This is a genomic window from Klebsiella sp. w6, assembly GCF_033100215.1.
GTDB classification, from domain to species: Bacteria; Pseudomonadota; Gammaproteobacteria; order Enterobacterales; family Enterobacteriaceae; genus Klebsiella; species Klebsiella variicola.
Genome location: NZ_CP136907.1, coordinates 934,946 through 948,701, shown reverse-complemented (window position 1 = coordinate 948,701; position 13,756 = coordinate 934,946). Strand labels below are relative to the sequence as shown.

Below are 13,756 nucleotides of genomic sequence, written 5' to 3'. Positions count from 1 at the left end.
GATGCTCAAAACCATTTCCCCGCTGATATCGCCGGAGCTGCTGAAAGTGCTGGCCGAAATGGGCCATGGGGATGAAATCATTTTTTCCGATGCCCATTTCCCGGCGCACAGCATGGGGCCACAGGTGATCCGCGCCGATGGCCTGCGGGTCAGCGATCTGCTGCAGGCGATTATCCCGCTGTTCGAGTTAGACAGCTACGCGCCGCCGCTGGTGATGATGGCCGCCGTCGAAGGCGATGCGCTGGACCCGACGGTGGAACAGCGCTATCGGCAGGCGCTATCGGCGCAGGCCCCCTGCCCGGATATCGTGCGGATTGACCGCTTTGCCTTCTACGACCGGGCGCAAAAAGCCTTTGCGATCGTTATCACAGGAGAGCGTGCTAAGTACGGAAATATCCTTTTAAAAAAAGGAGTCACGCCGTAATCTCATGCCGGAGCGTCTGCCTGATGCAGACGCTCAATCAATGATGGGATGAGAATAAATGAAAGCAGCCCGCCAGCAGGCGATCGTCGATCTCCTGATCAACCACAGCAGCCTGACCACCGAAACCTTGTCAAAACAGCTCAACGTCAGCAGGGAAACCATTCGCCGCGATCTGAGCGAGCTGCAGGCGCAGGGCAAAGTGCTGCGCAACCACGGCCGGGCCAAAGTGATCCATCAGCGCAGCCAGGACAGCGGCGACCCTTTTCACATGCGGCTGAAAAGCCATTACGCGCATAAAGCCGATATCGCCCGCGAAGCGCTGGCCTGGATTGACGAAGGGATGGTGATCGCCCTCGATGCCAGCTCCACTTGCTGGTATCTCGCCCGCCAGCTGCCGGACCGCCCGCTGCACGTCTTTACCAACAGCCAGCCCATCTGCCAGGAGCTGGCCAAACGCGACCAAATCACGCTCACCTGCTCCGGCGGCACTCTGCAGCGGAAATATGGCTGCTACGTGAACCCGGCGCTGATTTCCCAGCTGAAATCGCTGGAGATCGATCTGTTTATTTTTTCCTGCGAAGGCATCGACCCGCAGGGCGCGCTATGGGACTCCAATGCGTTCAATGCCGACTTTAAATCGATCCTGCTTAAGCGCGCGGCGCAGTCGCTACTGCTGATCGACAAAAGCAAGTTCAACCGTTCCGGCGAGGCGAGAATTGGTCATCTGGATGACGTGACGCATATTGTGTCGGATGCGCCGCAGCCTTAAGGGGAAGGCCGGAGGACGCGCACGCGTCTCCGGCCTGAGGGGGAAGGATTAACGCTCGTCGCGACGTCCGCCGACGGCGGCCCACAGGCGACGCACGTGAACGGTCACCTCTTCACGATCGTGATACAGCTGACGCGCCTGGATCTGGGCGTTGATGCCGTGCTCGTCCAGTTGGGCCTGAATATAGGCCAGATTCTGCGACACCTCTTCATAGCGCTTTTTCATCGGCAGCTTGAGGTTGAAGATGGTCTCCCGGCACCAGCCGTTGACCAGCCACTGCGCCATCAGCGCCGCCACCTTCGCCGGTTTCTCCACCATATCGCAGACCATCCACGAGATGTTGTTGCGGTTCGGACGATAGCGGAAACCGTCTTCGCGCAGCCAGGTCACCTGGCCGGTATCCATCAGGCTCTGGGCCATCGGGCCGTTATCGACCGAAGAGACCCACATGTTGCGCTTCACCAGCTGATAGGTCCAGCCGCCCGGGCAGGCGCCGAGATCGACGGCATACATGCCGTTCGCCAGGCGCTCGTCCCACTCGTCCGCCGGAATAAAGACGTGGAACGCCTCTTCCAGCTTGAGGGTGGAACGGCTCGGGGCATCGGACGGAAACTTCAGCCGCGGAATGCCCATATAGAACGGTGAGTTGTTGTTGCTGTACGAGTAGCCGGTATAGCAGCAGCCGGGTGCGATAAAGAACACATGCACCACCGGTCGCTTTGGCGTTTCATAGTTGGTCAGCACGCCCGCCTCGCGCAGCGCCGCGCGTAACGGCACCGTGAACTTGCGGCAGAACTTCATCAGCTCTTTGCTTTCGTTGGTATCCGCCACTTCCACACGCAGCTCGCCACCCTTCTCCACCACGCCCTGCAGCATGCCGACGATCGGAGTAATGCGATCCTCCGGCGGCAGGTCGCGCAGCAGTTCGCCGACCACGAACATCTGACGGGCGAAAATCAGCGAGCTGAACGGCAGATCGCGTACCAGCTTCTCACCGTCGTCTTGCTGATAACCTTCAAAAATCACATAACCAGAGTCTTCTTTGACCCGGGCAAAACCAAACACCTCAAGGCGGGCGGCCTTATCGGTAATTTCTGCTGCGCACTCTTTCTCAAACCCAGGGCGACAATAGAGGACAACCTTATTCATGAACAACGCCCTTACGTTTCAGACGAATTGCACCAATTAACATTAAAACCCAACCGGCGAGGAAGCTTACGCCGCCCACCGGGGTCACGAACGCCCACAGACGTAAATGAGACAGCGCCAGACAATAGAGGCTGCCGCTGAACAGCACGGTCCCTAACGCCAGAAACACGCTGCTCCAGTAGAACCAGATACTGATCCGACGCTGCATCGCCACCGCCAGACCAAAAATCGCCAGGGTATGGAAGGCCTGATACTCCAGGCCGGTATGGATCCAGGCCATCTCCGCCGCGCCGAGCGATTGACTTAATACATGCGCGCCAAAGGCACCCAAAGCCACAAAGATAAAGCCGCTAATCGCGGCGAATATCAGCATAAAACGGCTGGTCATGTTTTTACCCTACAAGTATTTATTGTTCATAACGAAAGCGGAATTTTTCTTGCTCACTTGCCGCTTTCGCCAGGATCCATTGCCGGAAAGCGGCTATTTTACCCAGTTCTGCCTGACTGTCATGGCAAACAAGGTAAAACGCATTCTTACTGACCAGAACATCATTAAACGGACACACCAGACGACCGGCTTCAATTTCGGACTGCGCCATCACGTTGTTGGCCAGCGCCACACCCTGCCCGTGAATGGCCGCCTGCAGCACCATCGCGCTATGGCTGAAAATCGGCCCCTGTTGCACATTAATATGGCTTAGACCAAGCTGGCGGGTATAAGTTTGCCAGTCGCGGCGGGACGCATCGTGAAGCAGCGTATGTTGCGCCAGATCGGCAGGCGTTTTCAATGCTTTGTCGCCGGTGAGCAAGAGCGGGGAACAGACCGGCAGCAGATACTCGGCGTACAATTTTTCCACACGCAGGCCCGGCCAGTTGCCGCGGCCGTAAAAAATCGCCACATCGACATCGTCCGCCAGCTTATCCTCCTGGCGGTCCACCGCCTGGATCCTGACGTCGATTCCCGGATAAGCTGAGTTAAAGCTTGTCAGTCTCGGCACCAGCCACTGGATGGCAAAACTTGGCAATAAACTGACCGTTAATGCCCCTTTGGCGCTGCGCGCCTGCAGTTTACGCGTCGCTTCCGTCAGTTGCGAAAAAATCTCTTTAATATCCTGAAAATAGCTCTGCCCTTCTTCCGTTAACAGCAGCGAACGATTGCGCCGCCGGAACAGCTTAAGGCCCAGAAAATCCTCGAGAGACTTGATTTGATGGCTGACTGCGGCCTGCGTCACAAAAAGCTCATCGGCTGCCCGAGTGAAGCTGAGATGACGTGCGGCTGCATCAAAAACACGTAATGCATTCAGAGGTGGTAATCGCTTCGACATGGTTATTCTGGCTTAGATGTTAACTCAATTTAACAAATAGGAAACAATGATTAACCTATTAGTTTTTTTTATCTGAGCCATTATAAATTGTCCGTTGAGGTTCTACCAGCAAATACCTATAGTGGCGGCACTTCCTGAGCCGGAACGAGAAGCTTTTTTTGGAATGCGTGTTCCATCAAGCTTTTGGCTTACGGTTGTGATGTTGTGTTGTTGTGTTTGCAATTGGTCTGTCTTTGCAGACCCTGGTAGCAAAGCTACCCCTTTTCACTTCCTGTACATTTACCCTGTCTGTCCATAGTGATTTAATGTAGCACCGCAACGCGCGGTGCTTTTTTTTGCCTTTTTACTGCCTTACTCGTCCAGCTCACCCAGCTGTTTCACGTCAGAGCGATTGATCTGCTGTTTGTTGCCCCACGCGTCCTTATACGAGATCATGCCAGTATCATTATCGGTTTGCGGTTTCCCGTCGGTAACGATGGTTCGCCCATCATTGGTATGCATCACATAGTTAGAGGAACAGGCGCTCAGGCCTAAAGTCAGCATACAGGCAGAGATAATCGCAGCGGCCTTAGTCATTTTCATTTTTCTCTCCTTACGGCTATTTATACTATTCGTGACTCGTTAAGTAATAGGTTAAAACACAAACCCAACACTTTTCAGCATAACCCTCTTTGACCCACCTGAAGTCACATTCGGACAATTCCACAGGGCGCAGAGGCCTTGTCACGCCCGGCAAATTGCGCGACGATCGCGGGATTGATACGAGGAATTCCATGAACGCATTCAACCCGGCGCACTTTCGCGCGCAGTTTCCGGCTCTGGCCGATGCCGGCGTCTATCTCGACAGCGCGGCGACCGCGCTCAAACCGCAGGCGGTGATCGACGCCAGCGACCAGTTTTATCGCCTGAGCGCCGGCAACGTCCATCGCAGCCAGTTCGCCGCCGCCCAGCGGCTGACCGAGCGCTACGAGGCGGCCCGCGAGCGCGTGGCGGCGTGGCTTAACGCCCCGTCCGGCAAAGATATCGTCTGGACGCGGGGAACCACCGAGGCCATCAATATGGTGGCGCAGAGCTACGTCCGGCCGCGCCTGCAGCCTGGCGATGAAATTATCGTTAGCGAAGCCGAGCATCATGCCAACCTCGTGCCCTGGCTGATGGTAGCCGGGCAGACCGGCGCCCGAGTCGTCAAACTGCCGCTTGGCGCCGACCGACTGCCGGATATCGCCAGCCTCAGCGCGCTCATCACCCCGCGCAGCCGGGTGCTGGCCATCGGCCAGATGTCCAACGTCACCGGCGGCTGCCCGGACCTGGCGCAGGCTATCCGCCTTGCTCACGCCGCCGGGATGGTAGTGATGGTCGATGGCGCCCAGGGAGCGGTGCATTTCCCCGCTGACGTGCAGGCGCTGGATATCGATTTTTACGCCTTTTCCGGCCATAAGCTATATGGCCCGACCGGGATCGGCGCCCTGTACGGCAAAAGCGAGCTGCTGGCGGCGATGTCGCCCTGGCTCGGCGGCGGGAAAATGATCGCCGAGGTCAGCTTTGACGGCTTTACGCCGCAGCCGGCCCCTTATGGTCTCGAGGCCGGCACGCCGAATGTCGCCGGGGTAATCGGCCTTAGCGCCGCCCTGGAGTGGCTGGCGCAGAGCGATATCGGCCAGGCGGAAAACTGGAGCCGCAGTCTGGCGAGTCTGGCGGAAGAGGCGCTGGCGAAACGGCCGGGCTTCCGCTCTTTCCGCTGCCAGCAGTCAAGCCTGCTGGCCTTTGAGTTCGACGGTGTTCATCACAGCGATCTGGTGACGCTGCTGGCGGAGTCCGGCATTGCTCTGCGCGCCGGGCAACACTGCGCCCAACCGCTGCTGGCGGCCTTAGGGGTCAGCGGCACGCTGCGGGCCTCTTTCGCCCCCTACAATACCCAAGACGATGTTGCGGCGCTGGTCCACGCGGTGGATCGCGCTCTGGAAATTCTGGTGGATTAATGACAACTCTGCACCCCTTCGGCACAACCATTACCGACGCCACGCTGCGCCAGACCTTCGCCCCGCTGAACCAGTGGGAGGATAAATATCGTCAGCTGATTTTATTGGGCAAAAAGCTGCCGACGCTGACCGATGAGCGCAAAGCGCAGGCCCGGGAGATTGCCGGGTGTGAAAACCGCGTCTGGCTGGGCTATGAAGAGGATGCCGAGGGCAGGCTGAACTTCTTTGGCGACAGCGAAGGACGGATTGTGCGCGGTCTGCTGGCGGTACTTTTGACCGCCGTGGAAGGCAAAAGCGCCGCTGAGCTGCTGGCGCAGGATCCGCTGGCGCTGTTCGACGAGTTGGGGCTACGCGGCCAGCTCAGCGCCTCGCGCAGCCAGGGCCTCAGCGCCCTCAGCGAGGCAGTGCTCGCCGCCGCCCGCGAGGTTGAGGTTTAAGCTCATCCCGGGGGCGGCGCTTGACGCGCCTTGCCCGGGCTACGGGCTCATGCAGTTTTGTCGCCCGGACAGGTGCGCAGCGCCGCCTCCGGGGAATTGTCCTGTAGACCGGGTAAGGCGCCTGCGCCGCGGCCCGGGATTTACGTCGTCTGCCGCTCCGCCTTCGCCAGCATCTTCTTCAGAGCATGCGATACCGCGACGAAGCCAAAGGTCGCGGTCACCATGGTGGCCGCGCCAAAGCCGGAAGCGCAGTCCATCCGTTTCGGCCCTTCCGCCGTGCTCTTCATCGCGCAGACGCTGCCGTCCGCTTGCGGGTAGACCAGCGCTTCCGTAGAGAAGACGCAGTCCACGCCGAGCTTGCCTTTGCTGTTTTTCACCACCCCAAACTGGCTTTTCAGCCGCTCGCGCAGTTTAGCCGCCAGCGGATCCTGGATGGTCTTCGCCAGGTCAGCGACCTGGATCTGCGTTGGGTCAATCTGACCGCCCGCCCCGCCGGTGGTGACCAGCGGCACTTTGTAGCGGCGACACCAGGCGATAAGCGCCGCTTTCGGCCGGACGCTATCGATCGCGTCGATAACATAGCTAAAGCCGACGCCAAGATATTCCGCCACGTTTTCCGGGGTCACGAAATCATCCACCACCGTCACCCGACACTCCGGGTTGATGAGACGAATACGCTCTGCCATCACTTCCGCTTTCGCCAGCCCGACGTTGCCGCTCAGGGCGTGGATCTGACGATTGGTGTTGGTGACGCAGACATCGTCCATATCGATAAGGGTGATCGCCCCGATGCCGGTTCGCGCCAGCGCTTCCGCCGCCCAGGAACCGACCCCGCCGATCCCGACCACGCAGACGTGGGCCTCGGCAAAACATTGCAGCGCTTTTTCACCATATAAACGTGCCGTACCGCCAAAACGCTGGCGCCAGGCATCGCTGATAACAACAGACATAGAACCTCAGAACAAAATGACAGCGCCCGGAGGCCGCCGTAAACGGCGTCATCCGGGCGCCCTGGTCAACAGGCAGGGCCAGGGGAGTTAGCCGCTAAAAACATTCCCCGCGCCCGGGGCGTTTTTCAGCACCCATACGCGGCCATAGTGGTTATACCAGCCGGCACGGTGGCCTGCGTCAGGCCCAATGCCCTGATAGATGTCGAAATGCTGGCCTTTGATGGCCCCGCCGACGTCGAGAGCGACCATCAGGCGCAGTTCGTACTGGCCGTTAAACTTGCCGTTATTATCCAGCAGAGGCACCTCGGCCAGCAAGGTGGTTCCCGGCGGAATAATCGACCGGTCAGAGGCCACCGAGGCGCGGCCGATCAGCGGCACAGCGCTGGCCCCTTTCACCGGCGCGAAAGACTGCGGTTTAAAGAACACGAACGACGGGTTCTGCTCCAGCAGCTCGCGCACTTCCGCTTCGCTGTGCTTTTCACCCCACTCGCGGATCGCCTGCATCGACATATCTTCTTTCTTCACTTCCCCGCGGTCGATCAGCACTTTGCCGATGCTGCGATAGGGCCAGCCGTTTTTCCCGGCATAGCTAAAGAAATTGAGCGGCGAACCATCGCCAAAGTCGATATAGCCGCTGCCCTGCACGTCCATGATGAAGTTATCCATCAGCGAATTGCTGTACGCCAGCACATAGTTATCGCTCAGCGCGCCGGCATAGATGCTGGCGCGGGACGGCAGCTTACCGCGTTTCGGCGGCATACGGTAAATGGGGTACTGGAATTCGCCCTGACGGGTGTGGCGCGCCTGCACTACCGGCGTGTAATAGCCGGTAAACTGGACGTTGCCATAGTTGTCGGTGCCCTGCATCTGCCAGGCGTCGATGCCGAACTGGCGCAGCGTGCGGGTGTCGCCGCCGGCGCGCAGCCACTCCTGCAGCGCGTTATAGACGTTGCTCTGGCTATTATAGAGGCGCGGCGAGGCGTTACGAATTTGATTAACCTGCTCGGAGAAGTCGCCGGCGTTGATCGGCGCCCCGACGGCATCCGGCTGGTTTACCAGTGAAAACGGCTGGGTGAACTTGCCATCGCTATATTGCTGACCGCGGTCGGTCGGTTTTGAGGAACAGGCGGCGAGCATAGCCAGCATTGCCCCCGTCGCTACATATTTTGCCCAACGTCCTTTCATGGTGTCTCATCTTTTGCTGCGAAGCCTTAGTGCGTGTTGAAGATAACAAAGCGCCGGGGCTATTGAAATGCGCGATCTCATCGATGGCACAGATTTGTGTAAAAAAAGACCACAAGATGGCGTTTTATAAGCCAATTCTTACAAAAATGTCGATTTGGTCGAAAAAAGGTTGCATCATCTCGCTAGCGGAGTATAGTGCGCTTCCACGGACGCGGGGTGGAGCAGCCTGGTAGCTCGTCGGGCTCATAACCCGAAGGTCGTCGGTTCAAATCCGGCCCCCGCAACCAGTTAAAATTTGATGAAGTACAAAGCAGTACGGTGACGCGGGGTGGAGCAGCCTGGTAGCTCGTCGGGCTCATAACCCGAAGGTCGTCGGTTCAAATCCGGCCCCCGCAACCAATCAAATTTGACAAAGTAAAGCAGTACGGTGACGCGGGGTGGAGCAGCCTGGTAGCTCGTCGGGCTCATAACCCGAAGGTCGTCGGTTCAAATCCGGCCCCCGCAACCAACATCATAAACACCCTCAAGGGTGTTTTTTTGTTTCTGCCGCCGGCAAACCTCTGCCGAAAACGGGAACGGCCATTGCCGCCCCCTCGCCGGCTTACCCCTTCGGTAACACAATATTGCTTGCCGCCAGCATGCCCATGCGATGGTACATCGCGCAGGCTGCCTCGACGATCGGCATCGCCAGCGCCGCGCCGCTGCCTTCTCCCAGACGCATACCCATATTGAGATACGGTTCGAGGCCCAGATGCGCCAGCGCGATACGCGCCCCCTTCTCCGCCGAATAGTGGGACGGGATCAGATACGGTTTTACCTCCGGCGCTATCTGGCACGCCGCCAGCGCTGCGGCGTAGGAAAGAAAGCCATCCAGCACCACCGGCAGTCCGCAGGCCGCCGCCCCCAGCATCACCCCCGCCATCCCCAGCAGATCGAAACCACCGACTTTGCTCAGCACATCGAGACCATCATTCGGGTCGGGCTGATTGACGGCGATAGCCCGCCGCACCACCTCCACCTTGTTGCCAACCTTCGCCAACGGCAGATTGGCGCCAATCCCGACCACCTCCTGCGCATCGCTGCCGGTCAGAACGCTGACGATCGCCGCCGCCGGCGTGGTATTGGCCATCCCCAGCTCGCCGACACCAAACAGAGTAACCCCCTCCTGGGCCAGCGCGCGGGTGTAGCGCATCACCTCCAGCAGCAATTCCTGCCCCTGCTCGCGGCTCATGGCCGGGCCGCGGGCAATATTGCCGCAGCCCCGCGCCACCCGCATATTCACCACCCCGGGGAGCGGTTCGCTATCGATACCGACATCAATCACATGCACTTGCGCCCCGGCCTGGGCGGCGAGCACGCAGACGCCGGTGGTGCCGCGGGTCATATTGGCTGCCTGAATGGCGGTGACCGCTTTCGGCGAAATCGCCACCCCTTCGTCCCACACCCCATGATCGGCGCACATCACCAGCAGGGCCTTTTTCGCCACCTGCGGCTGGCCGCCCAGGCCGGGCATTCCCGCCAGCTGAACCGCCAGCGCCTCCAGACGCCCCAGGCTGCCGGGGGGCTTGAGTAAGCCGTCGATATGGTGTTGTGCCCGCGCCATGGCGTCGGCGTCCGGCGCGGGGATCGCCCGCAGAACCGTGTTTAAATTTTGCATACAGAATCCCTGCCAGGGCTGGCCCGGTCAGCCAGCGATTGAGTTATTTGATTTTGACGCCGATGCCGGAGACCACCAGCCAGACCGCATCCGCCGCGGCCGCCAGGCGCTGATTGACCCGCCCGGCGATATCGCGAAAATGCCGCGCCAGGCGGTTCTCCGGCACAATGCCCATCCCCACCTCGTTGGTCACCAGCACGACGTGCGCCGGACAGCGCTGACAGGCAGCAATCAGCACGCCAATTTCGTCATCAATAGCCCGTTCCATGGCGGCGTAATCCCAGCCGTCGGGGTCGCTGTCGCCGCCGAGCGCGAACAGCAGGTTGGTGACCATGGTGGTGATGCATTCCAGCAAAATCGCCTCCGCTGGGGCGATATCCGGGGTGATCAGTTCATCAAGCTGCTGCCAGCGCTCGGCGGTGCGCCAGTGGGCGGGCCTGCCGTCGCGATGGTGCTGGATCCTTGCGGCCATCTCGTCGTCAAAGATTTGCGAGGTGGCGATATATAACACCTGCGGCGCATCGGCAATCAGCGCCTCGGCATGGCGGCTTTTGCCGCTACGCGCGCCGCCGGTAACCAGAGTCAGCATAGGGGCTCCTGATGTTGGCGCATGATGGCGTAAATTTTATCGATGGCGATATGTTCGCGCATGGCGTCCGCCAGCCGATCAAACTGCCGGGTTTTATAGCGGGCATACTCCAGGGCGCTATCCAGCGGCGCCAGCCCTTTGCGCTGGCGCAGGCCGTTGAGCAGCGCCCGGGTAAAGGCATCGCTGTCGAACAGGCCATGGAGATAGGTGCCGAACGCCAGGCCGTCGTCGCTTATCGCCCCGTCCTCTACTGACTGTCCCGCTTTATGCAGCTGCAGCAGCGGCGGGCTGCCGGCCTCGCGGCGCGTCTCACCCATATGAATTTCGTAGCCACTGACATGCAGACCTGCCGCGTCGGCTAACCATTCCGGGAGGTTAGTTCCCAGGGTCGCCTGCACCTGGGTGGTGGTTTTATGCTGGGCGAAGTGGGTCACGGTCTTCAGCACCCCCAGTCCGGGCTGGGTGCCAAGGCCAGACTCCACCTCATCGATAATGGTTTCGCCCAGCATCTGATAGCCGCCGCAGATCCCCAGCAGCGGCACCTTGCGCTGCCGGGCCTGCTCGACTGCATGCGCCATGCCGCTCTCGCGCAGCCAGCACAGATCGCCGAGGGTATTTTTACTGCCCGGGAGAATGACCAGGTCGGCGTCGGCCAGCGCCTGCGGGTCGCGGACATAGCGCACCCGGACGTCTGGCTGCGCCGCCAGGGCGTTAAAGTCGGTAAAATTGGCGATATGCGGCAGGTGAACCACGGCGATGTCGATGTCGCGCCGGTCGGTGCGATGGTATTTCCCGGCCTGCAGCGCGACGCCGTCCTCATCCTCGAGATCCACGTCAAGCCACGGCATAACGCCCAGCACCGGCACCCCGGTCAACGCCTCGATCTGCTCTATCCCGGAGCGCAGGAGCGCCACATCGCCGCGGAATTTATTGATGATCACCCCTTTCACCCGCGCCCGCTCCTGAGGCTGCAGTAGCGCCAGCGTACCGTAAATCGCGGCAAACACCCCGCCGCGGTCGATATCGGCCACCAGGATCACCGGGCATTGCGCCATCTCGGCCATGCCCATATTGACGATATCGCGGTCGCGCAGGTTAATCTCCGCCGGACTGCCGGCCCCTTCCAGCACCAGCGCCTCATACTCTCCGGCCAGGCTCTGGTAGACCGCGAGGATCTGTTCGCGCAGGCGCGGCTTGTACTGGTGATAGCTCACCGCGTCCATGCTGGTCGCCACCTGCCCCATCAGGACCACCTGCGCCTGACGGTCGCTGGTGGGCTTGAGCAAAATCGGGTTCATGCGGACATCCGGCGCGATCCCTGCCGCTTCGGCCTGGAAAATCTGCGCCCGGCCCATCTCTTTGCCATCCGGCGTAATGCCGGAGTTCAGCGCCATATTCTGTGATTTAAACGGCGCGGTACGCAGCCCATCCTGATGAAAAATGCGGCACAGTCCCGCCACCAGTACGCTTTTCCCCACGTCGGAAGCCGTGCCCTGTAACATCACTGCCAGCGTCATGACGCCTCCTTTATCGCGCCTATCGCGTTGTTGTGCATCCGCTGAAAAAACTCCGCTTCGGTTTTACACAGCGGCAATCCCAGTTCGCTATGAAGTTTCACCAGCCACGGCTGCGTCAATCCCGCCTGGGCCATGATCGCCGCGCAGGCAAAGACCTCGCCGGGATCCCCCGCGGCCAGCACTTCGCCGTGACGCAGAACGTAAACGGCGTCGCTCACCTCATAGATCAGAGCGATATCGTGGCTGGAGATCACCACGCGCCGCCCCTGCCCGACAATGCGCCGGATGATGGCGATCATCTGCGCCCGCCCCCGGGGATCGAGGCCCGCGGTGGGCTCGTCAAGCAGCAGGTAGCGCGCCTGCAGCACCAGCGCCCCGGCGATCGCCACCCGTTTTTTCTGCCCATGGCTGAGACACTGGATCGGCTGCTGGCGAAACCCCTGAGCATCAACGAGGGTCAACGCTTCATCCACCCGGCGGGCGATCTCCTCTTCCGCCACCCCGAGATTACGCAGGCTAAAAGCGATATCGCTGTCGATATCGGTATAGAAGATCTGCTGATCCGGATCCTGAAACACCGTCGCCACCTGCTGGCGCAGCGCCAGCAGACCGCGCTTGCTGTAATTCAGCGCCTCTCCCTGCCACAGCACCGCCCCCTGCTGCGGGCGCAGCAGGCCGCTCAGGTTCATAAACAGCGTCGACTTTCCGCAGCCGTTGGCCCCCACCAGGCCGGTCACCGCATGGCGGGAAAAATCCAGCGTCAGCCCTTTAAGTACCGGCTCATCCTGATAGCGAAACCAGAGATCGGTTGTGGCAAGCATACTTATCCTTAGAGGTGAAAATCACCCTGGTACAATTTGATATCCAGCGCGGTGCTCATCTGCTGATAGCGCAGGAGGACGCGAGTGAACAGCAGTCCCACCAGCATCGCCAGCGAGCGATAGCCCTGCGGCACGCTACCATAGCCAAAACGTAGGGTTTGCGCGCGGTGAATCGCCATCGCCTCGTCTAACAGAATAAAAATGAAGCGCCAGGTCAGCAGGATCTGCTCCGTCAACAGTCGCGGTACGCGACCGCGCTTGAGCAAGATAATCAGCTGTGGGAAAGGCAGATTAAGCACCAGCCAGAGCGTGGCCGCCATCGCTGCCAGGCTGCGCCAGAAGGTCTCCCCGGCCACGGCCAGCCCCGGGGCGGAAATCCCTATCGAGAAAGCGCCCAGCCGCAAGCTCGCTAACAGCATCTGCGGGTCGCGGCTGACGCTGAACACAATGGTCAGCACGCCGACCAGCAAAAAGCCAAAGGGTAGCGCCATCCAGCGGCACCAGCGCCACAATGAGACCCGCAGCAGCCAGCAGGTCAGCGCGGCGGTCAGCGCCAGCGTCAGCGCCTGGCCCCACGCCGGCAGCGTAAAGGCCAGCACCATCAGCAGCAGCCAGAGCAGAAACTTACGCTCTGGCGCCACGTGCAACCAGCGGCTCTGGTAGCTGAGTCGGTCAAACCCGGTCATCACGGCGCTGCCTGCCCCTCGCATAGCCGAGAATGTAAAAAATCACCGCCGCGCCCAGCGAGCCCTGCAGGGTAAACAGCAGGCTCTCAATCTCGCCGCTCGCCGGTTCGTACAGCGGCTGGAACCAGGGTTGATAATCCGGCGCCACCACCTGGATCTGGCTCTCCGCTTCGCCGTCCGAACCGCCAAACTCACCGCCATGATTAATAAAAAAGGGCAGGATCATCAGGGCAACCACCATCGCCAACAGGATCAGGGGCTTTTTCAT

The 13,756-nt window shown here is 60.2% G+C and carries 16 protein-coding genes and 3 tRNA genes; 7 read left to right on the top strand and 12 right to left on the bottom strand.

Annotated features, from left to right (window positions below):
* Position 1: 1 nt before the first annotated feature.
* Positions 2-424 (top strand): L-fucose mutarotase, encoded by a 423-nt coding sequence (fucU, locus tag R0140_RS04715; RefSeq protein ID WP_008806274.1) that lies wholly within the window; start codon positions 2-4, stop codon positions 422-424.
* Positions 425-482: 58 nt separating this feature from the next.
* Positions 483-1,193, top strand: coding sequence for an L-fucose operon activator (fucR, locus tag R0140_RS04710; protein ID WP_012540709.1), 711 nt, complete (start codon positions 483-485; stop codon positions 1,191-1,193).
* A gap of 48 nt (positions 1,194-1,241) precedes the next feature.
* On the opposite strand, the gene rlmM is transcribed toward fucR, so the two are convergent.
* The 4 genes from rlmM to R0140_RS04690 all read right to left on the bottom strand — a co-directional run bounded on the left by rlmM (position 1,242) and on the right by R0140_RS04690 (position 4,243).
* Positions 1,242-2,342, bottom strand: a complete 1,101-nt coding sequence (gene rlmM, locus R0140_RS04705) for a 23S rRNA (cytidine(2498)-2'-O)-methyltransferase RlmM (RefSeq protein WP_008806275.1) — start codon at positions 2,340-2,342, stop codon at positions 1,242-1,244.
* Entirely contained in the window at positions 2,335-2,730 is a 396-nt protein-coding gene (locus R0140_RS04700) for a DUF423 domain-containing protein (RefSeq protein WP_002915543.1), read from the bottom strand. The genes rlmM and R0140_RS04700 overlap by 8 nt, the downstream gene beginning before the upstream one ends.
* A gap of 19 nt (positions 2,731-2,749) precedes the next feature.
* Entirely contained in the window at positions 2,750-3,667 is a 918-nt protein-coding gene (gene gcvA / locus R0140_RS04695) for a glycine cleavage system transcriptional regulator GcvA (RefSeq protein ID WP_002915545.1), read from the bottom strand.
* 351 nt (positions 3,668-4,018) lie between these two features.
* Complete coding sequence (locus tag R0140_RS04690) at positions 4,019-4,243, bottom strand: YgdI/YgdR family lipoprotein (protein ID WP_002915549.1); 225 nt, start codon at positions 4,241-4,243, stop codon at positions 4,019-4,021.
* A 197-nt stretch (positions 4,244-4,440) separates the two neighbouring features.
* On the opposite strand from R0140_RS04690, the gene csdA reads away from it, so the two are divergent.
* Positions 4,441-5,646, top strand: coding sequence for a cysteine desulfurase CsdA (gene csdA / locus R0140_RS04685; protein ID WP_008806276.1), 1,206 nt, complete (start codon positions 4,441-4,443; stop codon positions 5,644-5,646).
* On the top strand, positions 5,646-6,083 hold the full coding sequence (gene csdE / locus R0140_RS04680; protein WP_032740939.1) for a cysteine desulfurase sulfur acceptor subunit CsdE: 438 nt from the start codon (positions 5,646-5,648) through the stop codon (positions 6,081-6,083). The genes csdA and csdE overlap by 1 nt, the downstream gene beginning before the upstream one ends.
* A gap of 140 nt (positions 6,084-6,223) precedes the next feature.
* On the opposite strand, the gene tcdA is transcribed toward csdE, so the two are convergent.
* Both tcdA and mltA read right to left on the bottom strand, forming a co-directional pair.
* Positions 6,224-7,033 carry a tRNA cyclic N6-threonylcarbamoyladenosine(37) synthase TcdA gene (tcdA, locus tag R0140_RS04675; RefSeq protein ID WP_032731177.1) on the bottom strand — a complete coding sequence of 270 codons (810 nt, stop codon included), beginning with the start codon at positions 7,031-7,033 and terminating at the stop codon, positions 6,224-6,226.
* 87 nt (positions 7,034-7,120) lie between these two features.
* Positions 7,121-8,218: a murein transglycosylase A gene (mltA, locus tag R0140_RS04670; protein ID WP_008806279.1), complete on the bottom strand. Its 1,098-nt coding sequence runs from the start codon at positions 8,216-8,218 to the stop codon at positions 7,121-7,123.
* A gap of 210 nt (positions 8,219-8,428) precedes the next feature.
* On the opposite strand from mltA, the gene R0140_RS04665 reads away from it, so the two are divergent.
* The 3 genes from R0140_RS04665 (at position 8,429) to R0140_RS04655 (ending at position 8,726) form a co-directional block, all read left to right on the top strand.
* Positions 8,429-8,505 (top strand) — tRNA-Met (locus tag R0140_RS04665).
* 35 nt (positions 8,506-8,540) lie between these two features.
* Positions 8,541-8,617: transfer RNA gene (locus R0140_RS04660), tRNA-Met, on the top strand.
* Between the two features lie 32 nt (positions 8,618-8,649).
* Positions 8,650-8,726 (top strand) — tRNA-Met (locus tag R0140_RS04655).
* A 93-nt stretch (positions 8,727-8,819) separates the two neighbouring features.
* Here R0140_RS04655 and cobT read toward each other — a convergent pair.
* The 6 genes from cobT to R0140_RS04625 are packed head-to-tail and all read right to left on the bottom strand — an operon-like array spanning position 8,820 to position 13,756.
* Positions 8,820-9,875 (bottom strand): nicotinate-nucleotide--dimethylbenzimidazole phosphoribosyltransferase, encoded by a 1,056-nt coding sequence (cobT, locus tag R0140_RS04650; RefSeq protein WP_032740941.1) that lies wholly within the window; start codon positions 9,873-9,875, stop codon positions 8,820-8,822.
* Positions 9,876-9,918: 43 nt separating this feature from the next.
* Complete coding sequence (gene cobU, locus R0140_RS04645) at positions 9,919-10,464, bottom strand: bifunctional adenosylcobinamide kinase/adenosylcobinamide-phosphate guanylyltransferase (protein WP_016161746.1); 546 nt, start codon at positions 10,462-10,464, stop codon at positions 9,919-9,921.
* Positions 10,458-11,981, bottom strand: a complete 1,524-nt coding sequence (locus R0140_RS04640; RefSeq protein ID WP_012540692.1) for a cobyric acid synthase — start codon at positions 11,979-11,981, stop codon at positions 10,458-10,460. The genes cobU and R0140_RS04640 overlap by 7 nt, the downstream gene beginning before the upstream one ends.
* Positions 11,978-12,802, bottom strand: a complete 825-nt coding sequence (locus tag R0140_RS04635) for an energy-coupling factor ABC transporter ATP-binding protein (protein ID WP_317703950.1) — start codon at positions 12,800-12,802, stop codon at positions 11,978-11,980. Before R0140_RS04635 ends, R0140_RS04640 begins: the two co-directional genes overlap by 4 nt.
* An 8-nt stretch (positions 12,803-12,810) precedes the next feature.
* Positions 12,811-13,488 (bottom strand): energy-coupling factor ABC transporter transmembrane protein, encoded by a 678-nt coding sequence (locus R0140_RS04630; protein ID WP_032740943.1) that lies wholly within the window; start codon positions 13,486-13,488, stop codon positions 12,811-12,813.
* Entirely contained in the window at positions 13,475-13,756 is a 282-nt protein-coding gene (locus R0140_RS04625) for an energy-coupling factor ABC transporter substrate-binding protein (protein ID WP_008806285.1), read from the bottom strand. The genes R0140_RS04630 and R0140_RS04625 overlap by 14 nt, the downstream gene beginning before the upstream one ends.

Excerpts from the sequence above, each read along its gene's own strand:
- cobT (WP_032740941.1), bottom strand. The coding sequence starts at position 9,875 with ATGCAAAATTTAAACACGGTTCTGCGGGCGATCCCCGCGCCGGACGCC.
- R0140_RS04700 (WP_002915543.1), bottom strand. The coding sequence starts at position 2,730 with ATGACCAGCCGTTTTATGCTGATATTCGCCGCGATTAGCGGCTTTATC.
- fucR (WP_012540709.1), top strand. The coding sequence starts at position 483 with ATGAAAGCAGCCCGCCAGCAGGCGATCGTCGATCTCCTGATCAACCAC.
- csdE (WP_032740939.1), top strand. The coding sequence starts at position 5,646 with ATGACAACTCTGCACCCCTTCGGCACAACCATTACCGACGCCACGCTG.
- R0140_RS04635 (WP_317703950.1), bottom strand. The coding sequence starts at position 12,802 with ATGCTTGCCACAACCGATCTCTGGTTTCGCTATCAGGATGAGCCGGTA.
- cobU (WP_016161746.1), bottom strand. The coding sequence starts at position 10,464 with ATGCTGACTCTGGTTACCGGCGGCGCGCGTAGCGGCAAAAGCCGCCAT.
- R0140_RS04690 (WP_002915549.1), bottom strand. The coding sequence starts at position 4,243 with ATGACTAAGGCCGCTGCGATTATCTCTGCCTGTATGCTGACTTTAGGC.
- csdA (WP_008806276.1), top strand. The coding sequence starts at position 4,441 with ATGAACGCATTCAACCCGGCGCACTTTCGCGCGCAGTTTCCGGCTCTG.
- tcdA (WP_032731177.1), bottom strand. The coding sequence starts at position 7,033 with ATGTCTGTTGTTATCAGCGATGCCTGGCGCCAGCGTTTTGGCGGTACG.
- R0140_RS04625 (WP_008806285.1), bottom strand. The coding sequence starts at position 13,756 with ATGAAAAAGCCCCTGATCCTGTTGGCGATGGTGGTTGCCCTGATGATC.
- fucU (WP_008806274.1), top strand. The coding sequence starts at position 2 with ATGCTCAAAACCATTTCCCCGCTGATATCGCCGGAGCTGCTGAAAGTG.
- mltA (WP_008806279.1), bottom strand. The coding sequence starts at position 8,218 with ATGAAAGGACGTTGGGCAAAATATGTAGCGACGGGGGCAATGCTGGCT.
- gcvA (WP_002915545.1), bottom strand. The coding sequence starts at position 3,667 with ATGTCGAAGCGATTACCACCTCTGAATGCATTACGTGTTTTTGATGCA.
- rlmM (WP_008806275.1), bottom strand. The coding sequence starts at position 2,342 with ATGAATAAGGTTGTCCTCTATTGTCGCCCTGGGTTTGAGAAAGAGTGC.
- R0140_RS04640 (WP_012540692.1), bottom strand. The coding sequence starts at position 11,981 with ATGACGCTGGCAGTGATGTTACAGGGCACGGCTTCCGACGTGGGGAAA.
- R0140_RS04630 (WP_032740943.1), bottom strand. The coding sequence starts at position 13,488 with ATGACCGGGTTTGACCGACTCAGCTACCAGAGCCGCTGGTTGCACGTG.